The 23,740-nt window shown below is 57.8% G+C and carries 20 protein-coding genes, 1 tRNA gene and 1 pseudogene (1 of these 22 cut by a window edge); 8 read left to right on the top strand and 14 right to left on the bottom strand.

The window, feature by feature from the left end; translation table 11 throughout:
- The 7 genes and pseudogenes from A3H92_01815 to A3H92_01785 all read right to left on the bottom strand — a co-directional run.
- Window positions 1-1,501, bottom strand: a pseudogene (locus A3H92_01815) (hypothetical protein); it reaches 176 nt to the left of the window's first position.
- Complete coding sequence (locus A3H92_01810; protein OHC73712.1) at window positions 1,501-2,562, bottom strand: chemotaxis response regulator protein-glutamate methylesterase; 1,062 nt, start codon at window positions 2,560-2,562, stop codon at window positions 1,501-1,503. The pseudogene A3H92_01815 and the gene A3H92_01810 overlap by 1 nt, the downstream one beginning before the upstream one ends.
- 17 nt (window positions 2,563-2,579) lie before the next feature.
- Window positions 2,580-4,805: a hypothetical protein gene (locus A3H92_01805; protein OHC73705.1), complete on the bottom strand. Its 2,226-nt coding sequence runs from the start codon at window positions 4,803-4,805 to the stop codon at window positions 2,580-2,582.
- On the bottom strand, window positions 4,805-6,427 hold the full coding sequence (locus A3H92_01800) for a hypothetical protein (GenBank protein OHC73704.1): 1,623 nt from the start codon (window positions 6,425-6,427) through the stop codon (window positions 4,805-4,807). Before A3H92_01800 ends, A3H92_01805 begins: the two co-directional genes overlap by 1 nt.
- Before the next feature lie 38 nt (window positions 6,428-6,465).
- Window positions 6,466-7,059, bottom strand: a complete 594-nt coding sequence (locus tag A3H92_01795) for a hypothetical protein (GenBank protein ID OHC73703.1) — start codon at window positions 7,057-7,059, stop codon at window positions 6,466-6,468.
- Between the two features lie 3 nt (window positions 7,060-7,062).
- Window positions 7,063-8,448: a hypothetical protein gene (locus A3H92_01790; protein ID OHC73711.1), complete on the bottom strand. Its 1,386-nt coding sequence runs from the start codon at window positions 8,446-8,448 to the stop codon at window positions 7,063-7,065.
- 30 nt (window positions 8,449-8,478) lie between these two features.
- Window positions 8,479-8,985 carry a hypothetical protein gene (locus A3H92_01785; protein OHC73710.1) on the bottom strand — a complete coding sequence of 169 codons (507 nt, stop codon included), beginning with the start codon at window positions 8,983-8,985 and terminating at the stop codon, window positions 8,479-8,481.
- A 246-nt stretch (window positions 8,986-9,231) separates the two neighbouring features.
- On the opposite strand from A3H92_01785, the gene A3H92_01780 reads away from it, so the two are divergent.
- Both A3H92_01780 and A3H92_01775 read left to right on the top strand, forming a co-directional pair.
- Window positions 9,232-9,780, top strand: a complete 549-nt coding sequence (locus A3H92_01780) for a hypothetical protein (GenBank protein ID OHC73702.1) — start codon at window positions 9,232-9,234, stop codon at window positions 9,778-9,780.
- Window positions 9,781-9,797: 17 nt separating this feature from the next.
- Window positions 9,798-10,415, top strand: a complete 618-nt coding sequence (locus A3H92_01775; protein ID OHC73701.1) for a 16S rRNA methyltransferase — start codon at window positions 9,798-9,800, stop codon at window positions 10,413-10,415.
- A gap of 192 nt (window positions 10,416-10,607) precedes the next feature.
- On the opposite strand, the gene A3H92_01770 is transcribed toward A3H92_01775, so the two are convergent.
- The 4 genes from A3H92_01770 to A3H92_01755 all read right to left on the bottom strand — a co-directional run bounded on the left by A3H92_01770 (window position 10,608) and on the right by A3H92_01755 (window position 13,664).
- Window positions 10,608-11,186, bottom strand: coding sequence for a cytochrome B (locus A3H92_01770; GenBank protein ID OHC73709.1), 579 nt, complete (start codon window positions 11,184-11,186; stop codon window positions 10,608-10,610).
- Between the two features lie 54 nt (window positions 11,187-11,240).
- Window positions 11,241-11,465: a hypothetical protein gene (locus A3H92_01765; protein ID OHC73700.1), complete on the bottom strand. Its 225-nt coding sequence runs from the start codon at window positions 11,463-11,465 to the stop codon at window positions 11,241-11,243.
- 64 nt (window positions 11,466-11,529) lie between these two features.
- A tRNA-Met gene (locus A3H92_01760) sits at window positions 11,530-11,606 on the bottom strand.
- 48 nt (window positions 11,607-11,654) lie between these two features.
- Window positions 11,655-13,664: an RNA polymerase sigma factor RpoD gene (locus A3H92_01755; protein ID OHC73708.1), complete on the bottom strand. Its 2,010-nt coding sequence runs from the start codon at window positions 13,662-13,664 to the stop codon at window positions 11,655-11,657.
- 808 nt (window positions 13,665-14,472) lie between these two features.
- Here A3H92_01755 and A3H92_01750 point away from each other — a divergent pair.
- The 6 genes from A3H92_01750 (at window position 14,473) to A3H92_01725 (ending at window position 19,138) form a co-directional block, all read left to right on the top strand.
- Window positions 14,473-15,129 carry a hypothetical protein gene (locus A3H92_01750; GenBank protein ID OHC73707.1) on the top strand — a complete coding sequence of 219 codons (657 nt, stop codon included), beginning with the start codon at window positions 14,473-14,475 and terminating at the stop codon, window positions 15,127-15,129.
- Window positions 15,130-15,206: 77 nt separating this feature from the next.
- Window positions 15,207-15,533, top strand: coding sequence for a prevent-host-death family protein (locus A3H92_01745; protein OHC73706.1), 327 nt, complete (start codon window positions 15,207-15,209; stop codon window positions 15,531-15,533).
- Window positions 15,530-16,045: a hypothetical protein gene (locus A3H92_01740; GenBank protein ID OHC73699.1), complete on the top strand. Its 516-nt coding sequence runs from the start codon at window positions 15,530-15,532 to the stop codon at window positions 16,043-16,045. Before A3H92_01745 ends, A3H92_01740 begins: the two co-directional genes overlap by 4 nt.
- Window positions 16,046-16,134: 89 nt before the next feature.
- Entirely contained in the window at window positions 16,135-16,956 is an 822-nt protein-coding gene (locus A3H92_01735) for a diaminopimelate epimerase (GenBank protein OHC73698.1), read from the top strand.
- A complete protein-coding gene (locus A3H92_01730; GenBank protein OHC73697.1) occupies window positions 16,953-18,197 on the top strand; it encodes a tRNA (N(6)-L-threonylcarbamoyladenosine(37)-C(2))-methylthiotransferase MtaB in 1,245 nt (414 codons plus the stop codon). Before A3H92_01735 ends, A3H92_01730 begins: the two co-directional genes overlap by 4 nt.
- Entirely contained in the window at window positions 18,194-19,138 is a 945-nt protein-coding gene (locus A3H92_01725; protein ID OHC73696.1) for a signal recognition particle-docking protein FtsY, read from the top strand. The genes A3H92_01730 and A3H92_01725 overlap by 4 nt, the downstream gene beginning before the upstream one ends.
- Here the strand turns inward: A3H92_01725 and A3H92_01720 are convergent.
- The 3 genes from A3H92_01720 to A3H92_01710 all read right to left on the bottom strand — a co-directional run bounded on the left by A3H92_01720 (window position 19,119) and on the right by A3H92_01710 (window position 23,609).
- Complete coding sequence (locus A3H92_01720; protein ID OHC73695.1) at window positions 19,119-19,706, bottom strand: hypothetical protein; 588 nt, start codon at window positions 19,704-19,706, stop codon at window positions 19,119-19,121. The two genes, A3H92_01725 and A3H92_01720, sit on opposite strands and share 20 nt — an antisense overlap.
- Window positions 19,707-19,875: 169 nt before the next feature.
- On the bottom strand, window positions 19,876-20,352 hold the full coding sequence (locus tag A3H92_01715; protein ID OHC73694.1) for a transcription elongation factor GreA: 477 nt from the start codon (window positions 20,350-20,352) through the stop codon (window positions 19,876-19,878).
- Window positions 20,353-20,363: 11 nt separating this feature from the next.
- The gene (locus A3H92_01710; protein ID OHC73693.1) at window positions 20,364-23,609 is read right to left on the bottom strand and encodes a carbamoyl phosphate synthase large subunit; all 3,246 of its coding nucleotides are present in this window, start codon (window positions 23,607-23,609) and stop codon (window positions 20,364-20,366) included.
- Window positions 23,610-23,740 lie beyond the last annotated feature (131 nt).

Here is a 23,740-nt window from a genome sequence, read left to right as displayed (position 1 = left end):
CCACTTGGCCGAAAGGTTCAAGAACTTTCTCGATATCCTCCGGGGGAATGCCGATGCCGGTATCGGAAACCCGGACAAGAAACGAGGCGTTATCGTCGATTTTGACCTGCGTGGTTACGCATCCGTTATTTTTGGTGAACTTTATGGCGTTTGACACGATGTTCAGATAGGCCTGTTTCAACAGGCGCTCGTCGGCATAAAGGGCGGGTAATTTGCTGCTGATGTCCCAGACGACGTTAATACCTTGTTTTTCCGCTGTGTGGCCGACGATGTCCCAGGCGGAATGTAGAATCTTGACGACATCCAGTTCATTCTCGTTCAAATGAACTTTCCCTGCCTCAATGCTGGAAACATCGAGAATGTCATGGATGATTTCATGAAGATGGCGACCGGAATTATAGATGTTTTCGACGTATTCACGATGTGTTTCGTTGGCGATGGCGCCGTTAACCCCGCTCCGCATGGCGTCGGCAAAACCTATAATCGCATTAAGCGGGGTGCGCAGTTCGTGACTCATGTTGGCGAGAAATTGGGATTTCGCCGCGTTGGCGTTCTCCGCCAGTTTTTTCGCCTCCCGAGCCTCGTTTTCGGCCCGCTCGCGCACGGCGACCTCCTCCTTGAGTTTTTGCGTCCGTTCCTCGATCAGCCGTTCGAGGTCGTCTTCTCTCTTCCTGAATTCCTTGATGAGTTTGCGGGTCTGGTCATGCAGGAATTTATGGCGCAACAGGGCGCGTATGCGCGCCTTCAGAATTGAAATTTCGCCCGACTTGCCGACAAAATCATCGGCCCCGGCTTCCAGCGCCCGCATGGCGTTGTCTTTGGATTCGTAGGCGCTGATCAGGAAAATGATGATTGTCGCTTCGCCATGTTTTTGAGGTGGCGCCAACCGCCGGCAAATCTCTATGCCGTCTATTTCCGGCATGACCAGATCGATCAGAACGCAGTCGAGATTACCCTTCTCGGCAAGGGCCAGTCCGTCAGTCGAATTTGACGCCGTTTCCACATGATATCCTTCGTCGGCCAATTCGCCGGACAGGTATTCCAGATAAGTGGGGCTGTCGTCGATAATCAGTATGCGCGCCTTGCGAAAGAACATCTCCTCCGGCTTGATGATGGAGGCCTGCTTTCCCGACTTGCGCAGCAGGGAATGAACGCGCAGCATCAGGATTTTGGCGTCTTCGTTCTTGGAAACGTAATCGTCGGCGCCGCTTTCCAGTCCCCGCAGTTGGGCGTCGATGTCCTCGTCCATGGTCAGCATGAGGGTGGGGATGCCCTGGGTGTTGATGTTCATGCGCACACGGCGGCACAGGTCATCTCCCTGAATGCCGGGCAGATGATAGTCAACCATGATGAGATCGGGATGAAAGGCGTTGAGCGCTTCCAGCGCCGCCTCTGCCGAGAGGAAACAGGCGACGTCGAAACCTTCCTCCTGCAACGCCAACTGAAGTTTCAGGGCCTGCGTCGGCGAGTCCTCGATGATCATGATTTTGTTGTCGGACATTACCGGACCTTCTGCGCTTTAGTCGCAACCATTTCCAAAATGCCGGGAGCGATGGCGTCAAGGGGAAGCGATTCGCAAACGCCGCCCAAGCGCACCGCCTCCGCCGGCATGCCGTAGATCACCGCCGTCGACTCGCTTTCCGCGATAGTATAGCCGCCGGCCTGCTTAATTGCCAAAAGTCCCTTCGCCCCGTCGCTCCCCATGCCCGTAAGCAATACGCCCAGGGCGTGCGTCCCCTGGTCATGGGCAATCGACTTCAGCAGCACGGTCCCCGACGGACGCTGGGTGCTGACGAGCGCGCCGCCGTTAACCCGCAACCGGCCGTCCCTGATTTCGAGATGCGTGTCCTCGGGCGGGAAATACACTTTGCCCGGCGCCGGACATTCGCCGTCCTTGGCGATGGTCGCGGTGAACGGCGTGATGTCGCAAAGCCAGCTTACAAAGCCCGTCAGGAAACCGTCGGTGATATGCTGCACCGCCAGTATGGGAAGCGGAAAATCACGGCCCAGTCCGTTCAACACCCGGCTGACGGCGTTCGGGCCGCCGGTGGAGGCGACGATGCCGATTATTTTGGGAGCGACGGTCGGAAAATGACGACCCGATTCCTTCGCGGTTGAGCTTTTTGCGCTCATGGCCCCAAAGTCTATGTTGCGTCGCCCGGCCTGGCGCACGACCTTTACCTGGCTCATGACGGCTAACTGATCGCACAATTGTCCGGCCATGGTTTCGTAGTCCCCGTTGGTTACCCCCACCGGCTTCTCAACGACCGTCAGCGCCCCGGCGCGCATGGCGTTCATGGCTATATTCAGTTCTTCCTCCTGAACGCCGGCCGAAACCACGACGATCGGAGTAGGCCGGGAGGACATGATCAAAAGCGTGGCGTCCAGGCCGTTCATGCCGGGGAGCCTTATGTCCAGCGAGATAACGTCCGGCCGGACCCGATTAAGTTTTTGCAACGCATCTTCGGCGCTTGTCGCCGTGGCGGCGACTTCGAGGCGGGAATCGTTGCCGATGATGTATTTCAGCAATTCCATTACGACCGGAGAGTCCTCGACGATCATGACTCTTATTTTTTTGGTCATAACATTTGCTCAATAGTGTCCAGCAGGTCTCTCTGATCGAATTTTTGTTTGATCACATAGGCGTCGGCGCCCAGGGAAAGGCCCCGCTCCCGGTCTTCATTGCTTTCCATTGAGGTGACCATGATGATGGGGATATGGGCGATTGACGGATCCTTCTTGATTTCCGCGAGCAGCCCGAACCCGTCGAGACGCGGCATCTGAATGTCGCTGACGATCAGATCGACGGGCTGGGAACGCAGCTCGGTAAGAGCCTCCAGACCGTCCACAGCGATAATAACACGATAGCCGTATGCCTCAAGGATGCTTTTTTCAAGCGTACGGGTGGTGATCGAATCATCGACCACCAGAATGGTCGGCGGTTTCTCCTCGGGCGCCATCTCCTCGGTCGCCAGCATCCTGACGGCGCCCGGTCGGCGGAACGCCTCGACCAGCGCAAAAGGACTCAACACCGTTGAAATGGAGCCGTCCTCCAGCAGAATGCCGCCTGTGACCTTGCTTCCATGGGGCAGGGGGAACCCCAGGTCCTTGATTACGGCGTCGCGGATGGCGATCAGCGAATCAACGGCGATCGCCACCTTGGTTTGAGCGGAATTAATGATTATAACCGGCATAATTCCTTTCTGCACGTTGATCTCATTGCTTCCCAGGCCGAGGAGCACGGCAAGGCCTTGCAGGGGGACTTGACTGCCCTGGAAGTTGATGACCGGCGAGCCTTCAATGGTTTTGACTTCGTCGATATGGACTCTGCACAGCCGCTCAATGCCGTCGGTGGGGACGGCAAAAATACGGTCGTGACTGACCACCATGAGCAGGCGGTGGGTTGAAATGGATAACGGAACAAGAAGGCGGAAGAAGGTTCCCGGCTCATCTTTTTCCACGACCTCGATATTTCCGTTCAGACGGGCGACCGTTTCCTGAACAACCGACATTCCCATGCCTCTTCCGGCCAGATCGGTAATTTCTCCGGCGGTGGAAAAACCGGGCTTGAAGATGTTGGACAGCAACTCGCGTTGCGAGGCCGAGGCGGCCTCCTTTTTGGTAAGAAGGCCCTCGCTGATCCCTTTCGCGGCAATTTTTTTGAAATCAAGACCGCGTCCGTCGTCATTGACCTCGATACACAGTCGGCCGCCTTCAACCTTGAATCCGAGGACAAGGCGACCGGCCTTGTCCTTGTTGTTGCGGATACGCTCCTGCGGCGTCTCAATGCCGTGGTAGACGGCGTTGCGGACCATGTGCATCAACGGGTCCTTGAGCGCCTGAAGAACCAGCCGGTCGGCCTCGACTTCCAGTCCGAGAACGCGCACGTCGATCTCTTTGCCCTCGTTGCGCGCCAGATCGCGGACCATCTTGCGGAAACCGCCGAACACGTTTTCCACCGGCGCCATCCGCACCAGACGAATCTCGTCCTGGAGTTCGCCGCCGAGTTGGCGAAGCATCCATGCGCTGCGCTGTTGCAAAAGCCGCATCGACCTGACTTCTTTGGACAGCCGCCGGACATGCTGATCCATGGCGTCGAGGTGACGGGTGACCTTGCCTTCCTGACGAACTTTCGCGGAAATTCCTCCGAGCAGACTCCAAACCCGTTCCACATCGCCCAGCACGCGCTCAATGGAACGCAGCTTGCGGCCCACCATTTGCTGATTCACATTCTCCGTCATCAATTGGCCGGCCGAACGCAAAAGTCGGTCAAGGTTGGCGGAGCTGACCCTGATCGAGGTCTCGGCGGCGGCGGACGGAGAATCATCATGCGCGGCGGGAACGGCTGTTCCTTTTGAACTTTCCTCCGGCGGCGGGGATTCCACAGATTCTCCCGCCTCGGGTGTTTTGTCTTTTTCTGTCCCGTCAAGGAGTTGGTTGATAGCCTGCAAGGCGGAGTCGGGAGCGGCAGGTTCTTCCCCCTTAATGAAGGCCTCGACCCAGTCCTCAATGGCGTCGGATGCTTCAAGAAGAACTCTGGCGACCGGGTCGGTTAACGGCATGGCGCGGGATTGCATCCGCGAGAACAAGGCCTCCATGCGATGCGCTAGGGTTTCCACCGGCTTAAGGTCGGCGGCGCGCGCCGCGCCTTTCAGGCTGTGGGCGCGGCGGAATATTTCGTTCAGTATTTTCGGGCAAGGCTCTGCTTCGCCGGTTTCCAGCTTATTCAGCGTGGACCGGATGTATTCCAGATGATCTTTGTATTCGATCTGGAATGCGGCCAAAAGTTTGGCGCGGATATTCATCAAATCTTGTATTTCTCCACGAGGCTTCGGAGCTGCCGGCCAAGGGTGGTCAGGTTTCCGGCGGCCTCCGCCAGTTGCCCCGTGCTGCTGGCCGTTTGCTGGCTTGCCTGGCGGATTTCGTGAAGCGCCTGGGTTACCTGTTCAAGACCGATCTGCTGCTGGTTGGTGGCGCCGACGATCTGTTGGAAGGCGGTGACGCTTTCCTGGATGTTTACGGCCATCCTGGTCATGGTTTCATCGGCGACTTTGGCTTTTTCCTTGCCCATTTCCACCCGCTTTACGGCCTCTTCGGTAACCATCACCGAAGTGTTGATGCCCTTCTGGATTTCTTCGAGGATTATGCGGACCTGCCCGGTGGCTTCCTTGGCCTGATCGGCAAGATTCTTTATTTCATTGGCGACTACCGAGAAGCGGCGGCCTTCGTCTCCGGCGTCAGCCGCCTCAATCGCCGCATTGAGCGCCACCAGATTTGACTGTTCGGCGATGTCGTTGACGGTGGTGATGATTTCGCCGATAGCCTGGGTCTTTTCGCTGAGCATGACAACATTCTCGGCCACCGTTCCCGCCTGCTCGCGGATGGCCTCCATGGCTTTGCTGGTTTCCTTCACCGCCTGTATGCCCGAGGCTCCCGAGACGGTGATTGATTGAGCGGCGCCGGCTACCTGGCGCGCCCTCTCTGAAACCTGGGCGCCGGACTGGTTGATTTCCTCGACGGTGGAGGTAATCTGTTGCACCGCCGCCGCCTGCTCCTTGGTGCCGGCCGCCTGTTGTTTGGTAGTGGCCAGAATTTCCGCCGAGGCCGAATTAAGATTTTCCGTGGCGTCGCGCGTTCGGATGGCGATATCGCGAAGCGAGTCGGTCATGTCGTTGAAAGCGCCGGCCAGCCGACCAAGCTCGTTGGCGGACGTTACCGGAAGTTTTTCCAGGCTTAAATTACCCTTCGCAATGTCCTGGGCGCGGGTGACGCATATGTCCAGCGGTCTGTTGATGGCGTGAGCAAAGTTCAGGCTGGTCATTGCTCCAAGCAGGGTGGCGCCGATGCTGATGATGATCTCCCAGTTGATCATTGAAGACATTTTCTCCTCCGCCTGGGCGGTGAAATCCTTGACCAGATCATTGGCGGCGGCCAGCAACTTGGCATTGAGGGCCAGCGCCTCCTTAAGTTTTCCCGGTCGTAAAGGGTCATTCAGCGGCAGCGTGCGAAACTTTACGGTTTCATCCCGCAACTGTTGCGACAACGCGCTTTGTTCCGACAGCGATCTTCCGGCATTCCCTATGGTTGCGCGGGGCAGGAGGATAGTCTGGCCCGTTTTCAGGTTCTCGACGGCCTGGCCGCCGTTAATCAGGGCCTTCAGGGTATTATCAAAAGTGTCCAGCGTAGCGGCATAGCCGGCCCCGAACTCCTGCTCCGGCAACAGGGCCTCTTTCATGTAGATCTGCGTCAACATGCGTTGGCGACCGGCAAGATCAATGACGGCGCCGTCGGACTTCTGATTCTGGAGGGCAATGATTGTGTAGGCCAATATCACAATAAATATCGTGATAAAACCTACTGTTATAAACAACATTCTTTGTTTTATGCTCATGTTGCTCATCAAAGAGAATGTGTTATCGCTGTGCATGATTAGATACCTCTATCATAGATTGTAATCCGGTTGCTTTACTGTTTATCTTTCAACATCGGCAGTGACAGTATCTCTTTCGTATTGAGAAGAATCAGGGTTTCGGCGGTCACCCCTTTTATGTAGCGCGCCGATAACCCGGAAGCCTGGCCGCCGGGGATCGTCAGTTCCTCTTCGCGAACCAGACGAATCTCGTCGATGCGATCAACGCCGAGGCCCACTTCCGTCCCTCCTTTGCGGCGCAGGAAGACTATATATTTGCCGTTTTCATTTTTTGTTCCGGATATGCCGAGGACGGCGGCGATATCCACAACCGGTCGAATCTCTCCATGAAGGTTGACTACGCCCAGTAAATCCGCCGGGGTTCCCGGAACGGGAGTGCAGACGGTTTGAGGAAGAACTTCGGTCAGATCGGTCATGGCGATGCCGTAACATTCCTTGTCGAGCCGGAAACTCAAAACGGGCAACAGGGTTTTTTGGGTGTTATCCTTGACGTGGCGTCGGGCCAGTTGATCGGCGCGCTTGCGTCGGACGGACTTGATATAGGCGGCGTCGGGACTCATCGCCTTCTTCAGGGCGCGGCTGCTCTTGTCCAATCGGCTTTTCACCAACTCCCAGTCTATTTCTCCCATGCTCTAGCCTCTAATTGCCTCTAAATGAATTTTGGCGAGTTCCTTCAGTTGCGCAACGGAAATACCGTCATATTCTTCGAATGCCCGGGCGTCATCCATATTCGACAGCAGCCTTACGGCGTTGGCGAGAGAACGTGAGGCGCCCTTCTGATCTCCCTTTTTATATAGAAAAAGACCAAAGTGATAATGAGGCAATACGAAGTTTCGATCCAGATAAATAGCCCTGCGTAAAGCCGCCTCGGCATCCTCATCCTTTCCCATTTGTTCAAGCACTAAGGCATGAAACAGGTGGATGGACGGGTTAAGCTTGTCTGTTTTCAGGAGGTTTTCACAACAGCGCGCCGCTTCCCCTGACTTTCCCCTGTCGGCCAGACGCCTGATTTCGTCGAGGCGCGATCCCCCGGTTTGGGGCGGCTCCGGGGCAGGTTCCGGCGTAACGTGGGGGGCGATTGCCTCTATCGCGTTGATTGTCCCGGTGGTTATTTTCCATTCAGGCGGCGGCAGGGGAGGCGTCCACAGGGGAGTCGGCGGAACTTCCGCAAACGATGTCGTTTCGTCGGCCTCGTCACTTTTCTGGTAAAGCACCGTCCCCGGCGCATTGACGCTCTTGAAGGCCTTGAACGTCACCATGTTCGGTTCCGAATGACCTACCATCAGCCACCCGTCGTCAACGAGACACTCGTGGAATTTGCGAATGATCGAACGGATGGTTTCGTGGTTGAAATAGATGGTGACGTTGCGGCACAGAATAAGGTCGAAGGCGAAAAGATTGTCGAGATGCGACGGGAAGGGGTCCAGGGCAAGGTTGTGATACCTAAACATTACGTTCTTCGTGAAATATGGCTTGATGGTCCAGTCCTGGCCGGCGGGCGTGAAGCATTCATTTTTTATTTCATCAGAGACGGCGCGTAACGCCCAACCCCTGAATCTTCCCCTCTTGGCTATGGCTAGGAACTTCTTGTTGATGTCCGTGCCCACGATATCGATTACCCAGCCCGCAAGTTCGGCGCCGAATTCCTTTTTAAGGATGATGGACAGGGTATAAGGCTCGGCGCCGATGGCGCACCCGGCGCTCCAGATGCGTATTCGGCGGTTTTTCTGGTTTTTCCTGATAATCCGGGGCAGGACAATGTTGCGGATGGCGTCGAATTGCTCGTTATGGCGGAAGAAATAGGTCTCGCCGATGGTGAGTTCGGCGATCAGTTCGTCCAACTCGTCCTTGTCGGTCTCCAGATATACCAGATACGCGGCGCAATCGCCGGCGCCGACAGCCTCAAACCGCTTGCTGAAAATGCCGGTCAGTTCCTCGTCCTTATCGCTGAAAAAGACCATGCCCGTCGTTTCGATCACGAAGGCCTTCAGGCGCGGATAAAAGGAATCATTCGCCATCGAAGAGGCGGATCCGTCGATTAGGTTCACCTAAGTTGCGCCGTCCAGTCGGCCAAGCCTCTCTTGTTCCACGGCATGGAATTCGGCGATGCATCTTTGCTCGCGTTCAAGAAGGATGTGATCCACGGACAGCAGGTGAATGGTTTTGCCGTCTTTGGTCAGTTCAGCCTCGATGCAGCCGTTGAAGGCGTCGTCGCCGTTAAACGGCATGATGTCGTCATCGCCGACGGCGGAAACCTCCTGCACCCTGTCGACAAGAAGGGCTACCGGAATTTCGGTCCCCTTGAGGACGAGAAGCGGCGTATACAGATCCGGCTTTTTCTCCGGCAGCCCGAACAGGCGGTCCAGCCGCAACACCGCCACCGCCTCGCCTTCAATATTCATTATCCCCTCAAGGATGGAGGGTAATCCCGGCCCCCGCGTGAGCAGGGGCATGAGGACGACCTCCCGCAGCCTTGGCGAAGGTATGGCGCATTTCATTCCGGCAAGATCGAAAACGACCACGTTTTTCGGTTTCGGTGAAGCCTTCTTTGTCATAGGCCTGCCGCTTTTCATCTACTTCCCCTTCCGGTTATGGAGACGGTTTTTCACCCTTCGCCCCGCATCGTAGCATAAAAATTCGCCATATCCCTAATGTAGACTCTGACTCGGAATGAACGAGACGCCGCCGATTGACGGCGATTTTTCCTTGTCATGAAAAAATCTGCTATAGTTCCAATCCTTACGGCAAGGTTTGAGAAAGGCATCGGCGTGGGACACGCGGCACTGAAACAACCATCGCGCATGACGGTGGAAGAATTTCTGGTCTGGGACGGCGGCGCCGACACCCGCTATGAACTGGTGGGCGGCGACGTGACGGCTATGTCGCCGACCGGTGAAGCGCATGGCACGATTGTCACCAATCTGGCCGCCGAACTTCGGTCTCGTCTACAGCCTCCTTGCCGCGCCGTGACCGAAGCCGGGGTTCGGTTGGCCGAACGTGACGACACCTACTATCAAGCCGACCTTCTGGTGACGTGTTCCCCGGCTGTTCCGAAGGCCACCTTTCCAGCCAACCCCACAGTCATTATTGAAGTCCTTTCCCCATCGACGGAGAGTTATGATCGCGGCACGAAGGTTCCGAATTATCGTGCGCAACCTTCGATCCGGGAAATCATTATGGTCTCATCTTCAGATCGTAAAGTTGAGGTGTGGCATCGAACGCCTGACGGGTGGGCTGTCGCTGATGTGGTCGGCAGCGACGCGGTTCTCCACCCCGCTTCCATCGGCATCGAAATTCCATTGTCGGCGATCTATGACGGCGTGGCGTTCGAGACCGAGAAGACAGGCTGATTCTCATCATAGAAAGTATGCCACGCCAAGACAAAACGCCGAAACCGGAGAGGCTGATCTGTGATTTCACAGGCGGGGCGGTGAGGCATCGGTTTCTTTTCGGCGGCGGGCGCGGCCAGGCTCTGCCCCGGGCCGTCGGGATGAAGGGCGGCAAAAACCCGTTAGTGGCGGATGCAACGGCCGGTCTCGGCGGGGATGCTTTTTTGCTGGCGTCACTGGGCGCGGAGGTAATTATGATTGAACGTTCACCCGACATGCACAGGCTACTGGAAGAAGGGCTGGCCCGCGCCGGAGAAGCCGGCGGCGATGTGGCGGAAGTAATCAGCCGCATGACCCTGCTTTATGGCGACGCCAGGGACCTGCTGCCCACCCTTTCGCCGGAAGTGGTGCTGGTCGATCCGATGCATCCGCCGCGAAAAAAAACGGCCCTTGTGAAAAGTGAAATGCGCCTGATCCGCGAGATCGTGGGCGCAGATGAGGATTCTGTTGAACTTATGAAGGTGGCTTTGGCGACAGCCGGCAACCGGGTGGTGTTGAAATGGCCCCGACTGGTCGATCCCATGGAAGGCATTCGCCTTCCTTCTCATCAGATCGCGGGCAAATCCACCAGATATGATGTGTTTATGGCGGGCTGACAGCAGAAAAAAATAACTCTGAAAAATCCTCCCCCTTGCTTCAAGGGGGAGTTAGAGGGGGTATCGAAGATGGAATTATCGGCCTGTGTGGTTCATAAAAACAGTATCGGCAGCAACCTCACCTGACCCCTCCTTGGTAAGGAGGGGAAAGTGCTGGGGTTGCCATGGGTCAATAGATTAAGGCCATTGATATTACAGCAGTTTTACGGCGACGAAGACGCCGATGATGAGCAGTGCGGTAACGGTCATCGCCATCATCAGGCGTTTTTCGATGAAGTCGCGGATTGACGGCCCGAATTTCCACAACAGGGCGGCGATCAGAAAGAAACGCATCGCCCTGGCGATGAAGCCGGCGATAGTGAACTTGAACAGATCGAACTTGAAAGCGCCGGCGGCGATGGTGATCAGCTTGTAGGGGATCGGCGTCGCTCCCTTCACGATGATAACCCAGACGCCGTACTGATCGACCATGGGCTTGAAGTCATAGAAACGTTTGGTCAGGTGAAAGGCTTCAAGGATCGCCATGCCGACGGTGTCCATGAAAAAGTAACCGATGGAATATCCCAGATATCCGCCGGCTACCGAGGCGAGCGTACAGATCATCGCGATGCGGAACCAGCGGCTCGGCGCGGCCAGCACCAGCGGTATAAGTATAATGTCGGGGGGGATGGGAAAGAACGAACTTTCGATGAATGAGATAACCGCCAGCCAAGCGGTTGCATGGCGATGCGCCGCCTTATCCATCACCCAATCGTACAATCTACGCAACATGGCCGGTTTATTCATCCGTAGCATCCGGAAGCAAATCCGGCGGCGGGTTTTCGGCTATTCTTCTTCTTTCTCCGGCTTCTTCGGCGCTTTTTTTCTCACTCGCCCCATTAATACGCTGAGGGTCATGAAACCTGCGCCGCCGCCGGCCAGATACGGGTTAAAGGTATAGCCGCTATGCACTGCCGCTACCCCTTTCGGCGGATCAATGCCGGCCGCAGCTAGTCCGACGCCGACTCCCATAAGTATCGAAACAGCAATTCTTCGAAGCCATGTTTCCATTATCAACGCCTCCTCTGTCTGCGTGACTATATGACATAATCTCAGGCGTCGTTACAGCATTCGTTGGTGGGCCCGGCAGGACTCGAACCTGCAACCAGACCGTTATGAGCGGTCGGCTCTAACCAGTTGAGCTACAGGCCCTTGATATAAAGTCAGATAGCAGAAGTCCCGCCTGCGGAGAAATCTTTTCTAGTAATCGAGGAAACTGCGGAGCTTGCGTGATCGGCTGGGATGCTTGAGCTTGCGCAAGGCCTTGGCTTCGATCTGACGTATGCGTTCGCGGGTGACCGAGAACTGCTGACCGACTTCTTCAAGCGTATGGTCGGTGTTCATGCCGATGCCGAAGCGCATGCGAAGCACGCGCTCTTCGCGGGCGGTGAGGGAGGATAGAACTCTTGTCGTGGTCTCGCGTAGATTTCCCTGAATGGCGGCGTCCAGCGGCTGCGTGGCGTTCTTGTCCTCGATGAAGTCGCCGAGATGGCTGTCTTCCTCGTCGCCGATGGGAGTTTCCAGACTGATCGGTTCTTTGGCGATCTTGAGCACCTTGCGCACTTTTTCCAACGGCATGGAGAGTTTTATCGACAACTCCTCCGGCGTCGGCTCGCGACCGATTTCATGCAGCATCTGACGCGAGGTGCGGACCAGCTTGTTGATGGTCTCAATCATATGCACCGGGATGCGGATGGTGCGCGCCTGATCGGCGATGGAGCGCGTGATGGCCTGGCGAATCCACCAGGTGGCGTAGGTGGAAAACTTGTAGCCGCGACGGTACTCGAACTTGTCGACCGCCTTCATCAGGCCGATATTGCCTTCCTGGATCAGGTCCAGGAACTGAAGGCCGCGATTGGTGTATTTCTTGGCAATGGAGATGACCAGCCTCAGGTTGGCCTCGATCATTTCCCGCTTGGCCTTTGTCGCCTCGCGTTCGCCTTTTTGCACGGTGGTGACGACGCGGCGGAATTCGCTGACCGGCAGCCCGGCTTCCTCGGAGATGCCGGAAATGGCTTCGCGGATGATTTCAATTTCGTCCGAGTGCTTTGCGGTGAACGTCTTCCAGCCTTTGCCGGGCAGCAGAGATACCCGTTGCCACCAGTCGGGAGACAGTTCATCTCCACGGTATTGCTCAAGGAAGTCCTCGCGCTTTACCTTGCAGGTGGTGGCCAGACGAAACAGTTTGCCTTCGAAACTGATGAGGGCGCGGTTGAGTTCGTAGAGCTGTTCCAACAACTGAACAACGCGGGCGTTGTTGAGATGCACGGTCTCCATCAGCACAACCAGTTCGTGGCGCAGCTTGCCGTAGCGTTTTTCCTGGGCCGGCTTCACCTTTTCGCCTTTTTTCATGGCGTCGAGACGGATTCTCTGGAGCTTGTTCAGTTTTTTGTAAGTAGAGGCGATGTCCTCGAAGTTTTTAAGCACCTCCGGCATCAATGTCGCTTCCAGGGTGGCGAGAGAAAGGTTGGCTTCCTCCACCTCGATGTCTTCGCCGCTTACGGCGCTTTCGGCGCTCACATCTTCACCTTCCTCGCTGGCTTCGTCATCAGTTTCCGACGCCTTTTTATCGGCGGGATCGACGTCGTCGTCCGGTTTCTTGCTTTCTTCGTCCGGCGCTTCCGTGGGGATGTTTATGGTGCCGCCGGGACCGCCGCTGTGAGTGGCTTCCAGGTCGATGATGTCACGAAGCAACATCTTCCCTTCGACTAGGGCGTCATGCCAGGTAACGATGGCGCGGATCGTCAGCGGACTTTCGCAGATGCCGCCGATCATCATTTCGCGGCCGGCCTCAATGCGCTTGGCGATGGCGATTTCGCCTTCTCGGGAAAGCAGCTCGACGCTGCCCATTTCGCGCAGGTACATGCGCACCGGATCGTCGGTGCGTCCCAGATCGCTTTCATCGACGTTGCCTGTCTGCGACGGCTCTTCGCTTTCGAAAGCCTCTTTGGCGGCGGGTTCCTCGGTTTCCTCGCCTTCGACGACGCTGATGCCCATCTCGGAGAGCATGGCCATGGCGTCCTCAATCTGTTCGGAGGATACCTGATCGGGCGGCAGGGCGGCGTTCAGGTCGTCGTAGGTGACGTAACCGCGATCCTTGCCGCGAGCCACCATTTTTTTGACATTGGCGCCGAGGGAATCGAGCAGCGGCGATTCGGCGCTCTCTTCCTGGGGTTCACTTTCCACGGCTGGGGTTGTTTTTGTCGCCATAATATCTTTCGTTTCGCGCCACCGGCAAATGGAACGCCCGATACGGCGTTCATTCATGGGCAGTGATTGAATTTATCTGAAAGCGTTCAACAATCGTCGGCTTGCCGGCGAATGCCGTTACGTTATTTCGATCTGGGTTGCCCCCCTGAATTCTTCACGACCCCGACAAAACAATACATTACAGGTGGCGTCCATTATATTCAGAGTCAAGGCCCGGTATTCCGGTCACGGTCTTTAAAGCCTCATGGGGAAGTTTGTCAAGTTAAGCCCTTTAATTCCATGGGGGCAAAAATAATTCAATCTAAGAGAGATTAATTTTTTTACTTGTCTCTGTATAAGTGTGTGATATTAGTTGTTGCAATATAAACGTTGGTGGAATCTTACATAAACTATTTTTTGCACAATGATTGAACAAAAAAACAAAAAACTGATTGATCCTGTTGATTTTCACATCGGTCAACGCCTCAGGAGCAAGCGTATCAGCCTCCTTGTGGATATGGCCGTGCTCGGCGAGGCCGTCGGCGTGACCCCGCAGCAGGTTCAGAAATATGAAAGCGGCGTTAACCGCATCAGCGCCGGCGATCTGTTCGGTATCGCAAAAGCATTGAATGTTGATATTGCGTACTTTTTCGAGGGCCTTGGGTTGCCGGCGTTAAAGATGAACGCTTTCCGGGCCGAGTCATATATTGATCCGATGCGAAACAGAGAAGCGGTTGCGTTTATCCATAGTTTTTTAAAAGTAGACAATGCCGTCGTTCGTAAAAATATTCACCGTCTGGTTAAATCACTGGCCGACATGTATTCGCATATGGCGGGCGTTGAGGCTGCCGTCGCCAAAACCGGGATGGTCTGTCTCGGCGCCTTACACCCCGGCGCAGGCGACGGCGCCCCGAAGTCCGCCGGTACGCTGGTTCTTGTCGGCAACGCCGGACCTGATATGTGGAACGCCTTCAGCGCCGAACGACAAGAAGGCGCTGATCCGCTTGATGCCTGGACCCGGCGAAAGCTGGACGGCGTATGCCGTGAACTGGGGGCTAATGACGTTTTATACGCTTCCGGGAAGCCTCATCATCCGTTTGTTAAATGGGCGCAACGGGCAGGCATCGCTCATCCTTCGCTGATCGGATTGAACATTCATCCCGAATATGGGCTATGGCATGCCTATCGCGGCGCCTTGGTCTTTGAGGAGAAACTGGATATGCCTCCCGCCGGGCCGACGAAAAATCCGTGCAGCTCCTGTAAGGACAAGCCATGCTTGTCGGCTTGTTCGGCGGGCGCTTTCGACGGCGGTAAATATGACGCATCGGCGTGCGCCGGCCTCCTTCAGAAACCCGCCGGCGTGAACTGCATGAGCAACGGTTGCGCCGCCCGTCACGCCTGTCATGTGGGCAAGGAATACACCTACGACAAAGCCCAGTCCGCCTTCCACATGCGGGCGTTCGCAGCGTCGCAACCGACGGCCTGATTACGGGTGTTGATTTAGGCTTGAGCGACTCCAGGTATTTGTGCTATCAATTGATGGCTAATTTTTGGGGGTCAACCATGGAAACCTTTTCCATCAGGGACTTGAGGGAGCGAACCGGCGAATTGGTCCGCAACGCCGAGGCGGGACATCTCGCGCTGGTGGCCAAGCACGGCCATCCCTTGTTCGTAGCCGTGCCGTTAGACGAGCATCTCCTTGAAAGTGGAATTGCCGTGGCTCTGGCTTGTCGCTTGTTTGCCGAAAAGGTTATAAGCCTCGGCAAGGCCGCCCGGCTGGCCGGTCTTTCCAACGAAGCATTTATCGAACGCTTGGGCGCCATAGGCATTCCGGCGGTCGATTACGCAGCCGGAGAGATCGACGGCGAACTCGATCTTCTTGCCGGTTGAAACGCATCGTTGCCGACAGCGGTCCGCTGATCGCCTTCGGACGAAGCGGTCTCCTTGATCTGCTTCGGCAGATCGTAGGGGAAATTCTGGTTCCGTCCACGGTGTATTCCGAGTGTGCAAGCGACGCAGCGAAACCCGGCGCCGCCGTTATAATTCAGGCAAGGGAAACCGGACTTCTTGACGTCAGGCCCGACGTCAACGCAGAGGAGGTGCTGCCGGAAAGCCTGCCTTCTCTGGGTGTGGGCGAGATCGCGGCTTTGGCCTTGGCTTTTGATCAGGGCTGTCTGTTATTGATGGACGAGCGCCTGGGGCGCAACGTAGCCAAGCTGCACAAAATTCCGGTCATCGGCAGCGCCGGCGTCCTGCTTGCCGCAAAAGAGCGTGGCTTGATTCCGGAAATAGCGCCGACCCTGTTGTCGTGGCGCTCATGGGGATACTTTCTTTCTCCCGGTCTTATGGAAGCGGTTTTGCGGCGCGCCGGTGAAAAGCCGGAGGATATGTCGTCTCAATAAACGGAAAAATCCGTCGAAACATATGGACTTGCCGGCCCGTCGCGCCCTATTAGAGCGCGAGTAGGCCCTAATGACTTTGCAGGCTCGACATGGCGGAACGGCCCTTTATCAAAATGCACGGACTCGGCAATGATTTCGTGGTGCTGGACGCCCGCGCGGCGGCGCTTGTCCTGACTCCCGGCCAAGTGCGCGCCGTTGCCGACAGGCGTCTCGGCGTCGGGTGTGATCAAGTGATCGTTATCGAGCCGCCGAAAGACGAGAGCGCCGATGCCTTCATGCGCATCTATAATGCCGACGGCGGCGAGGTTTCGGCCTGCGGCAACGCCGCCCGCTGTATCGCCGCCCTTATCATGAGGGAGATGAACGCCGGCGAAGCCGTCATCGAGACCAACGCCGGGCTGCTGGACGCATTGTCCGCTGGTGACGACATGATTTCGGTCGATATGGGACCGGCGAGGCTGGATTGGCGCGATATTCCCCTGGCTGCGGCCTGCGACACCCTGCATCTGGATGTAGAGGCCGGGCCGTTCAGCGACCCGGCGGCGGTCGGCATGGGCAACCCCCATGCCGTTTTTTTCGTCGATGACGCCGAAAACGCGCCGCTGGAGACCTTCGGGCCGGTTATCGAACGCCACCGGATGTTTCCCGAACGCGCCAATGTCGGCGTCGCCCAGGTAATCTCGCCCGCCGAGATTCGACTTAGAGTATGGGAGCGCGGCGCCGGCATCACCAGCGCCTGCGGCACCGGAGCCTGCGCCGCCCTGGTGGCGGCCAGTCGGCGGGGCTTGTGCGGGCGCGTCGCCGCCGTGGCGGTCGATGGCGGGCGTTTGCGGATCGAGTGGCTGCCCGATAACCATGTGCTGATGACCGGCCCGGCAAAGATCAGTTTTACCGGCGTGCTGCTGTTATGAGCGAACCCAGAATCATTACCCTTGGTTGCCGGCTCAACACCTTTGAATCGGAAGTGATCCGCGACCAAATTGCCGCCGCCGGTATTATCAATACGGTTATCGTCAACACCTGCGCCGTCACCGCCGAGTCCGAGCGGCAGGCGTGTCAGACCATTCGCCGCCTGCGCCGGGAAAGTCCCGACGCCCGCATTATCGTCACCGGCTGCGCCGCCCAGATTAACCCCGCTAGGTTTGCCGCCATGAAAGAGGTTGACCGGGTGGTCGGCAACGCCGGCAAGCTGGATGCCGCCATTCTCACCGGCAACGGCGAGGCGGTAGTAGTCACCGACATTGCCGAGGATATTGCCGCCGCCGGACATTTGCTCGGCGGCTTCGAGAACAGAACCCGCGCCTTTCTTCAGGTGCAACAGGGCTGCGACCACCGTTGCACTTTTTGCATAGTCCCCATGGCGCGGGGACCGAACCGCAGCATCGCAAAAAGCCGTATCGTCGAGCAGGCGCGCATGCTGACCGCCAACGGGCATAAGGAAATCGTACTGACCGGCGCCGATGTTTCGTCTTACGGAGCCGACCTGAAGAACCGACCCGCCCTCGGCGGACTGGCCCGCGCTTTGCTGAGGGAGGTTCCCGATCTGAAGCGTCTGCGCATTTCGTCGCTGGACCCGGCGGGCATTGATGATTCTTTGTTCAGTCTGCTGGCCGATGAACCCCGGTTCATGCCTCACCTGCATCTAAGCCTGCAATCGGCTAATGACGCCGTCCTCAAGCGCATGAAGCGCCGCCACACCCGCGCCTCGGCTTTTGACCTGTGTCGACGGCTGCGCCGCGCCCGGCCCGACGTGGCCCTCGGCGCCGATCTGATCGCCGGCTTCCCTACCGAGAGCGAGGACATGTTCAAGGACACTCTCGCCGCCGTCGAGGAAATGGGACTTACCTACCTCCATGTGTTTCCTTACTCCCCACGGCCCGGCACTCCGGCGGCGCGGATGCCCCAGACGCCGTCCGCCGAGCGCAAATTACGGGCGGAACGGCTACGGGCGGCGGGCGATACGGCGCTGGCGCGGTTTTTCGAGGCCCGCGTCGGCAGCGACGCCAGGGTGTTGGCGGAAAAGGACAATTGCGGCCACTGCGAGCATTTTGCTCCGGTTCGCCTCGCCTTTGACGTCGAGCCGGGAACTATCGTTGATGTTCGCATCACCGGGCGTGTTGCCGGTTGTCTGATCGGGGAGCGGGCGTCTTGAACGACAAGCCGGACTGGATCAAGCGGCTCAATCGCGGACTTAGCCGCAGTTCGGAAAAACTGGTCGGCGGCATCGGCGACCTGCTCATCAAGCGCAAATTGGACGACGGGACTCTCGTTGAACTGGAAGAACTGCTGATCTCGGCCGACCTCGGGGCGGCCACGGCGGCGAAACTTACCCGCGCCCTTGCCGACAAGCGTTTCGGCAAGGAAGCGCCGGTCGAGACGGCGTTGGCGGCGCTGGCCGAGGCGATAGCGGAAATCCTCGCGCCGGCGGCTGTCCCCCTGATCATCGACAGCGTTCGCAAGCCCCATGTGGTGCTGGTGTGCGGCGTCAACGGCAGCGGCAAGACCACCACCATCGGCAAGATGGCTAAATTGCTCGGCGACCAGGAATTGGCGGTAACCCTGGTCGCCGGCGATACCTTCCGTGCGGCGGCGGTCGAGCAACTGGGCAAATGGGGCGAGCGCTCCGGTTGTCCGGTGATCTCCGGCGCTCCCGGCGCCGACGCCGCCGGTCTGGTTTATGGGGCCATGGAAAAAGCAAGAAACAGCGGCGCCGACGTGCTGATGATCGACACCGCCGGAAGGCTGCACAACAAGGCGCACCTGATGGAGGAATTAAGCAAGATCATCCGGGTCCTAAAGAAGCTGGACGCTACGGCGCCTCACGACTGCCTGCTGGTGCTGGACGCCACCATCGGCCAGAACGCTCACAATCAGGTTCAGGCATTCAAGGAAATGGTCGATGTCACCGGCCTGATCCTGACCAAGCTGGACGGCTCCGCCAAGGGCGGGGTGGTGGTTGCCCTGGCCGATAAATTCGCTCTCCCCATTCATGCCGTCGGCGTCGGCGAATCGATTGAGGACCTGCGTCCGTTTGAAGCCCGCTCCTTCGCCCGCTCCCTGATGGGACTTGATCCTATTTATGGGGAGAGGTAACGGCGCTTTTTTCGATGACGCTTTTGCGTTTGTCTTTGTGGTTATTGAAGGTCGTTTTCAGCTTGGAGACGGTTAGATTTATGGCGTCCAGATGCGTGATGGCTTCGGCGCTGATTTCCTCGGTTTCCGGCTTTTCCATGTATTTACTCAGGTTGCCGAGATGAAAATCAATGACATGGAGGTAGTCATCGACGCTACGCGGCCGCCGAATATAGCTTTTATGAACATTGCGCAGATTATTGATCAGAACCCGGATCAGTCCGCATGTGAACTTGTCGTATTTTTTCAGTTTCGCTTCGAGCATGTCATGAGTGATCTTGATCAGGATAGTGTCCTCTATGGCGTAGGCCGAGGCCATGCGGGGACATTCGCTGATAATGGCCATTTCGCCGAATAATGCGCCGTTGTGAAGGATGGCGAGGTCGATCTTTTCGCCCTCTACGGTCTTGAACACCTCGACAGACCCGGACTCGATGATGAAGGCGTAGCTTGCTTCTTCGCCTTCCGTGAATATGGTCTCACCCTTGTAATACAGCTTTTTGGTTAGGCCTTCCCCCTGGATGTGCATGGCTCCACCTTCCGCCGCTTTGGTGTTCACGGCGCCCCCCGCGCTTTCCCCTCCTTACCAAGGAGGGGTCAGGGAAGGTTGCCGCCGATACCCCCTAGCTCCCCCTTCTGAAGGGGGAGGATTTTTTAGAGTCATTCTTTACGACCATCAGTATTATCGATATCGATACCTAACAATAGTCGATTTTGACGATTTCGTAGGATTTGGAGCCTTTGGGGGTGGCCACTTCCACCGTGTCGCCCAGTTCCTTGGCGATCAGGGCGCGACCGAGGGGGGAGGTCACGGACAGTTTGCCTATTTTGATGTCGGATTCATGACTGCCGACGATCCGGTAGGTTATTTCTTCCTCGGTGTCCTCGTCGGCCAGCAACACGGTAGCGCCGAAGCGCACCACGCCGTCACCGGCGAACTTCGATACGTCGATAGCCTCGGCATGGCTGATGATGACTTCCAGTTCTTTCAGGCGTCCCTCGATGAAACTCTGTTTTTCACGCGCCGCGTGGTATTCGGCGTTTTCTTTCAAGTCGCCGTGTTCGCGGGCCTCGGCGATGGCGCGGATAACCGCCGGGCGCTCCACGGACTTCAACAGCTTGAGTTCTTTCTCAAGCTCGCTCAGTCCTTCCTTGGTCATCGGAATCTTATCCATCGGCAACTATGCTAGAATCTTAGAGGTTCTGTAAAGTAAGATTGCAGAGGAGCTACGTCCAGGCCGCCGTCGCCCAGCGCCTCGATGGCGCCGACGACCGCCGAAGCGCCGGCCATGGTGGTATAGTGGGGAATGTGGTTGGTCAGCGCCGAACTGCGGATGGAAAAGCTGTCGGCAATAGCCTGGGCGCCCTCGGTGGTGTTGATGACAAGCTGCACCTCGCCGTTCTCAACGGCGTTCACGCAGTGAGGCGCTCCCTCCGCCACCTTGTTGACGCGCTTGACCATGATGCCCATATCTTTCAGGTGCTTGGCGGTGCCTGACGTCGCCATCAGCGAGAACCCCGCTTTCAGCAACCGCCGCGCCAGCAATCCGGCCTTTTCCTTGTCCCGGTTCTTGACCGAAATAAAGGCGCAGCCCTTTACGGGGATACGCATGCCGGCGCCCAGTTGCGACTTGGCGAAGGCGCGGCTGAAGTCGGCGTCGATGCCCATGACCTCGCCGGTGGATTTCATCTCGGGGCCGAGGAGGATATCGACGCCGGGGAAGCGGGCGAAGGGGAATACCGCTTCCTTGACCGCTACATGCTTGATCATCGGCGCCTTGTTCAGGCCGAGGGCGGCCAGCTTCTCGCCGGTCATCACCCGCGCCGCGATCTTGGCGATGGGGATGCCGGTGGCTTTGGCGACGAAGGGAACGGTGCGGCTGGCCCTGGGGTTGACTTCAAGAATGAAGATGGCGTCGCCCTGGACGGCGAACTGAATGTTCATCAGGCCGACGACGCCAAGTCCGTGGGCCAGCATCGCCGACTGGCGTTCGATTTCCGCCGTTATGTCCTTGTTCATTGAGTAGGGCGGCAGGGAGCAGGCCGAATCGCCGGAGTGAATGCCCGCTTCTTCGATATGTTGCATGACGCCGGCGATGTAGACGTCTTTTCCGTCGCAAATGGCGTCAACATCGACCTCGATGGCGTCCAGCAGGAAGGAGTCCAGCAGCACCGGACTGTCGCCGGAGACCTTGACCGCGTGCGTCATGTAATAGCGCAGCGCCTTTTCGTCGTGAACGATCTCCATCGCCCGCCCGCCCAGCACATAGGACGGCCTCACCACCAGCGGGTAGCCGATCTCGGCGGCTACTTTCACCGCGTCATCAATGGAGCGGGCGACGCCGTTGACCGGCTGACGCAGCTTAAGGTCATGCAGCAGCGCCTGGAAGCGCTCCCTGTCTTCGGCCAGATCAATGGCGTCGGGCGAGGTGCCGAGGATGGGAATGCCGGCGGCCTCCAGGGCGTGGGCAAGTTTTAACGGCGTCTGTCCGCCGAACTGGACGATGACGCCGAGCAGCGTTCCGTCGGCCTGTTCGGCGCGGATTACCTCAATGACATCCTCCGCCGTCAGCGGCTCGAAGTAGAGGCGATCCGAGGTGTCGTAGTCGGTGGAGACGGTCTCCGGGTTGCAGTTGACCATAATCGCTTCGATGCCGGCTTCCTTGAGGGCGTAGGCGGCGTGGACGCAGCAATAATCAAACTCGATGCCCTGGCCGATGCGATTGGGGCCGCCGCCGAGGATCACCACCTTGGAGCGATTCGAGGGGCGGGCCTCGCATTCCGGCGGATTCACCCCGTCGCCCTCGTAGGTCGAATACATATAGGGAGTCTGCGAGGCGAATTCGGCGGCGCAGGTATCGACGCGCTTGTAGACGGGACGGACGTTCAGCACATGGCGGCGGTGGGCGACGTCCTTCACCTTCTTGCCCGAGAGTTGACTCAACCGCTCGTCGGAAAAGCCCAGCTTTTTCAGGCGCAACAGTGAGGGAGCGTCGCCGGGAAGACCGTTCTTGCGGACCTCCGCTTCGACCTCCACCAGATATTTGATCTGCTCAAGGAACCACGGGTCATACTTGCAGGCGGCGTGTACCTCTTTCACCTCCAGCCCCTCGCGGAAGGCCTGGGCGATAACCAGCGCGCGGTCGAGTCGCGGCTTGGCCAGGGCGGCGCGCACGCCGTCCTTGCCGCCTTCGATCTCCACTTCGTTCAGGCCGCAGAGGCCCGTCTCCATCGAACGCAATCCTTTCTGGAAAGATTCGGCGAAGGTGCGCCCGATGGCCATGGCCTCGCCCACCGACTTCATGGAGGTGGTGAGCATGGGATCGGCGTCGGGGAATTTCTCAAAGGTGAAACGGGGAATCTTGGTGACTATATAGTCGATGGTCGGCTCGAACGAGGCCGGAGTGACGCCGGTGATGTCGTTGTCCAGTTCGTCCAGGGTAAAGCCGACGGCCAGCTTGGCCGCCACCTTGGCGATGGGGAAGCCGGTGGCCTTGGAGGCCAGCGCCGATGAGCGCGACACCCTGGGGTTCATCTCGATGACCACCATCTGCCCGTTCTCGGGGTTGACGGCGAATTGCACATTGGAGCCGCCGGTCTCGACGCCGATTTCGCGCAGCACCGCGATCGAGGCGTTGCGCATGATCTGATATTCCTTGTCGGTCAGGGTCAGCGCCGGCGCCACCGTGATCGAATCGCCGGTATGCACCCCCATCGGATCGATGTTCTCGATAGAGCAGACGATGATGCAGTTGTCCGCCTTGTCGCGGATCACCTCCATCTCGTATTCCTTCCAGCCGGCCACCGATTCCTCGATCAGCACCTCGCCGACGGGAGAGGCGGACAGGCCGTTGGCGATCATGGCGGTGAAGTCGGCGTAGTCATAAACCACCCCGCCGCCGATGCCGCCCAGGGTGAACGACGGTCTGATTACTACCGGCAGTCCCAAGGCTTTCAGAGCCGTTTCGGCCTGCTCCGTCGAATTGGCGGTGTAACTGCGCGGCACGGCCAGGCCGATGCGTTTCATCGCCTCCGAGAACTGCTTGCGGTCCTCGGCCTTGGCGATGGCCTTGGCGTCGGCGCCGATCATCTCGACGCCGTGCTTTTCAAGGATGCCGGCCTTATGCAGCGCCAGGGCGGCGTTCAGGCTGGTCTGGCCGCCCATGGTCGGCAGCAGGGCGTCCGGCCTCTCGCGTTCGATAATAAGCTCCAGCATCTCGACGGTGATCGGCTCTATGTAGGTGGAATCAGCCATCGACGGATCGGTCATGATCGTCGCCGGGTTGGAATTAACCAGCACCACCCGGTAGCCTTCATCACGCAGCGCCTTGCAGGCCTGAACTCCCGAATAATCAAACTCGCAGGCCTGTCCGATAACAATCGGCCCGGCGCCGATGATCATGATTGACTTAATGTCGGTGCGTTTGGGCATGGCTGTTTTTTAATCCCGAAGGGGGGGGTGACCACAGAGGCACAGAGGCGCAGAGAAGATCAAGCGAAGTTTTCTTCCTGCTTTTTCTTTTTTCTCTCTATCTTCCTCTGTGTCTCAGTGCCTCTGTTGTC

Source organism: Rhodospirillales bacterium RIFCSPLOWO2_02_FULL_58_16, assembly GCA_001830425.1.
In the GTDB taxonomy this organism is placed as follows: Bacteria; Pseudomonadota; Alphaproteobacteria; order Rhodospirillales; family 2-02-FULL-58-16; genus 2-02-FULL-58-16.
This window is presented reverse-complemented; position numbering and strand designations above follow the sequence as displayed.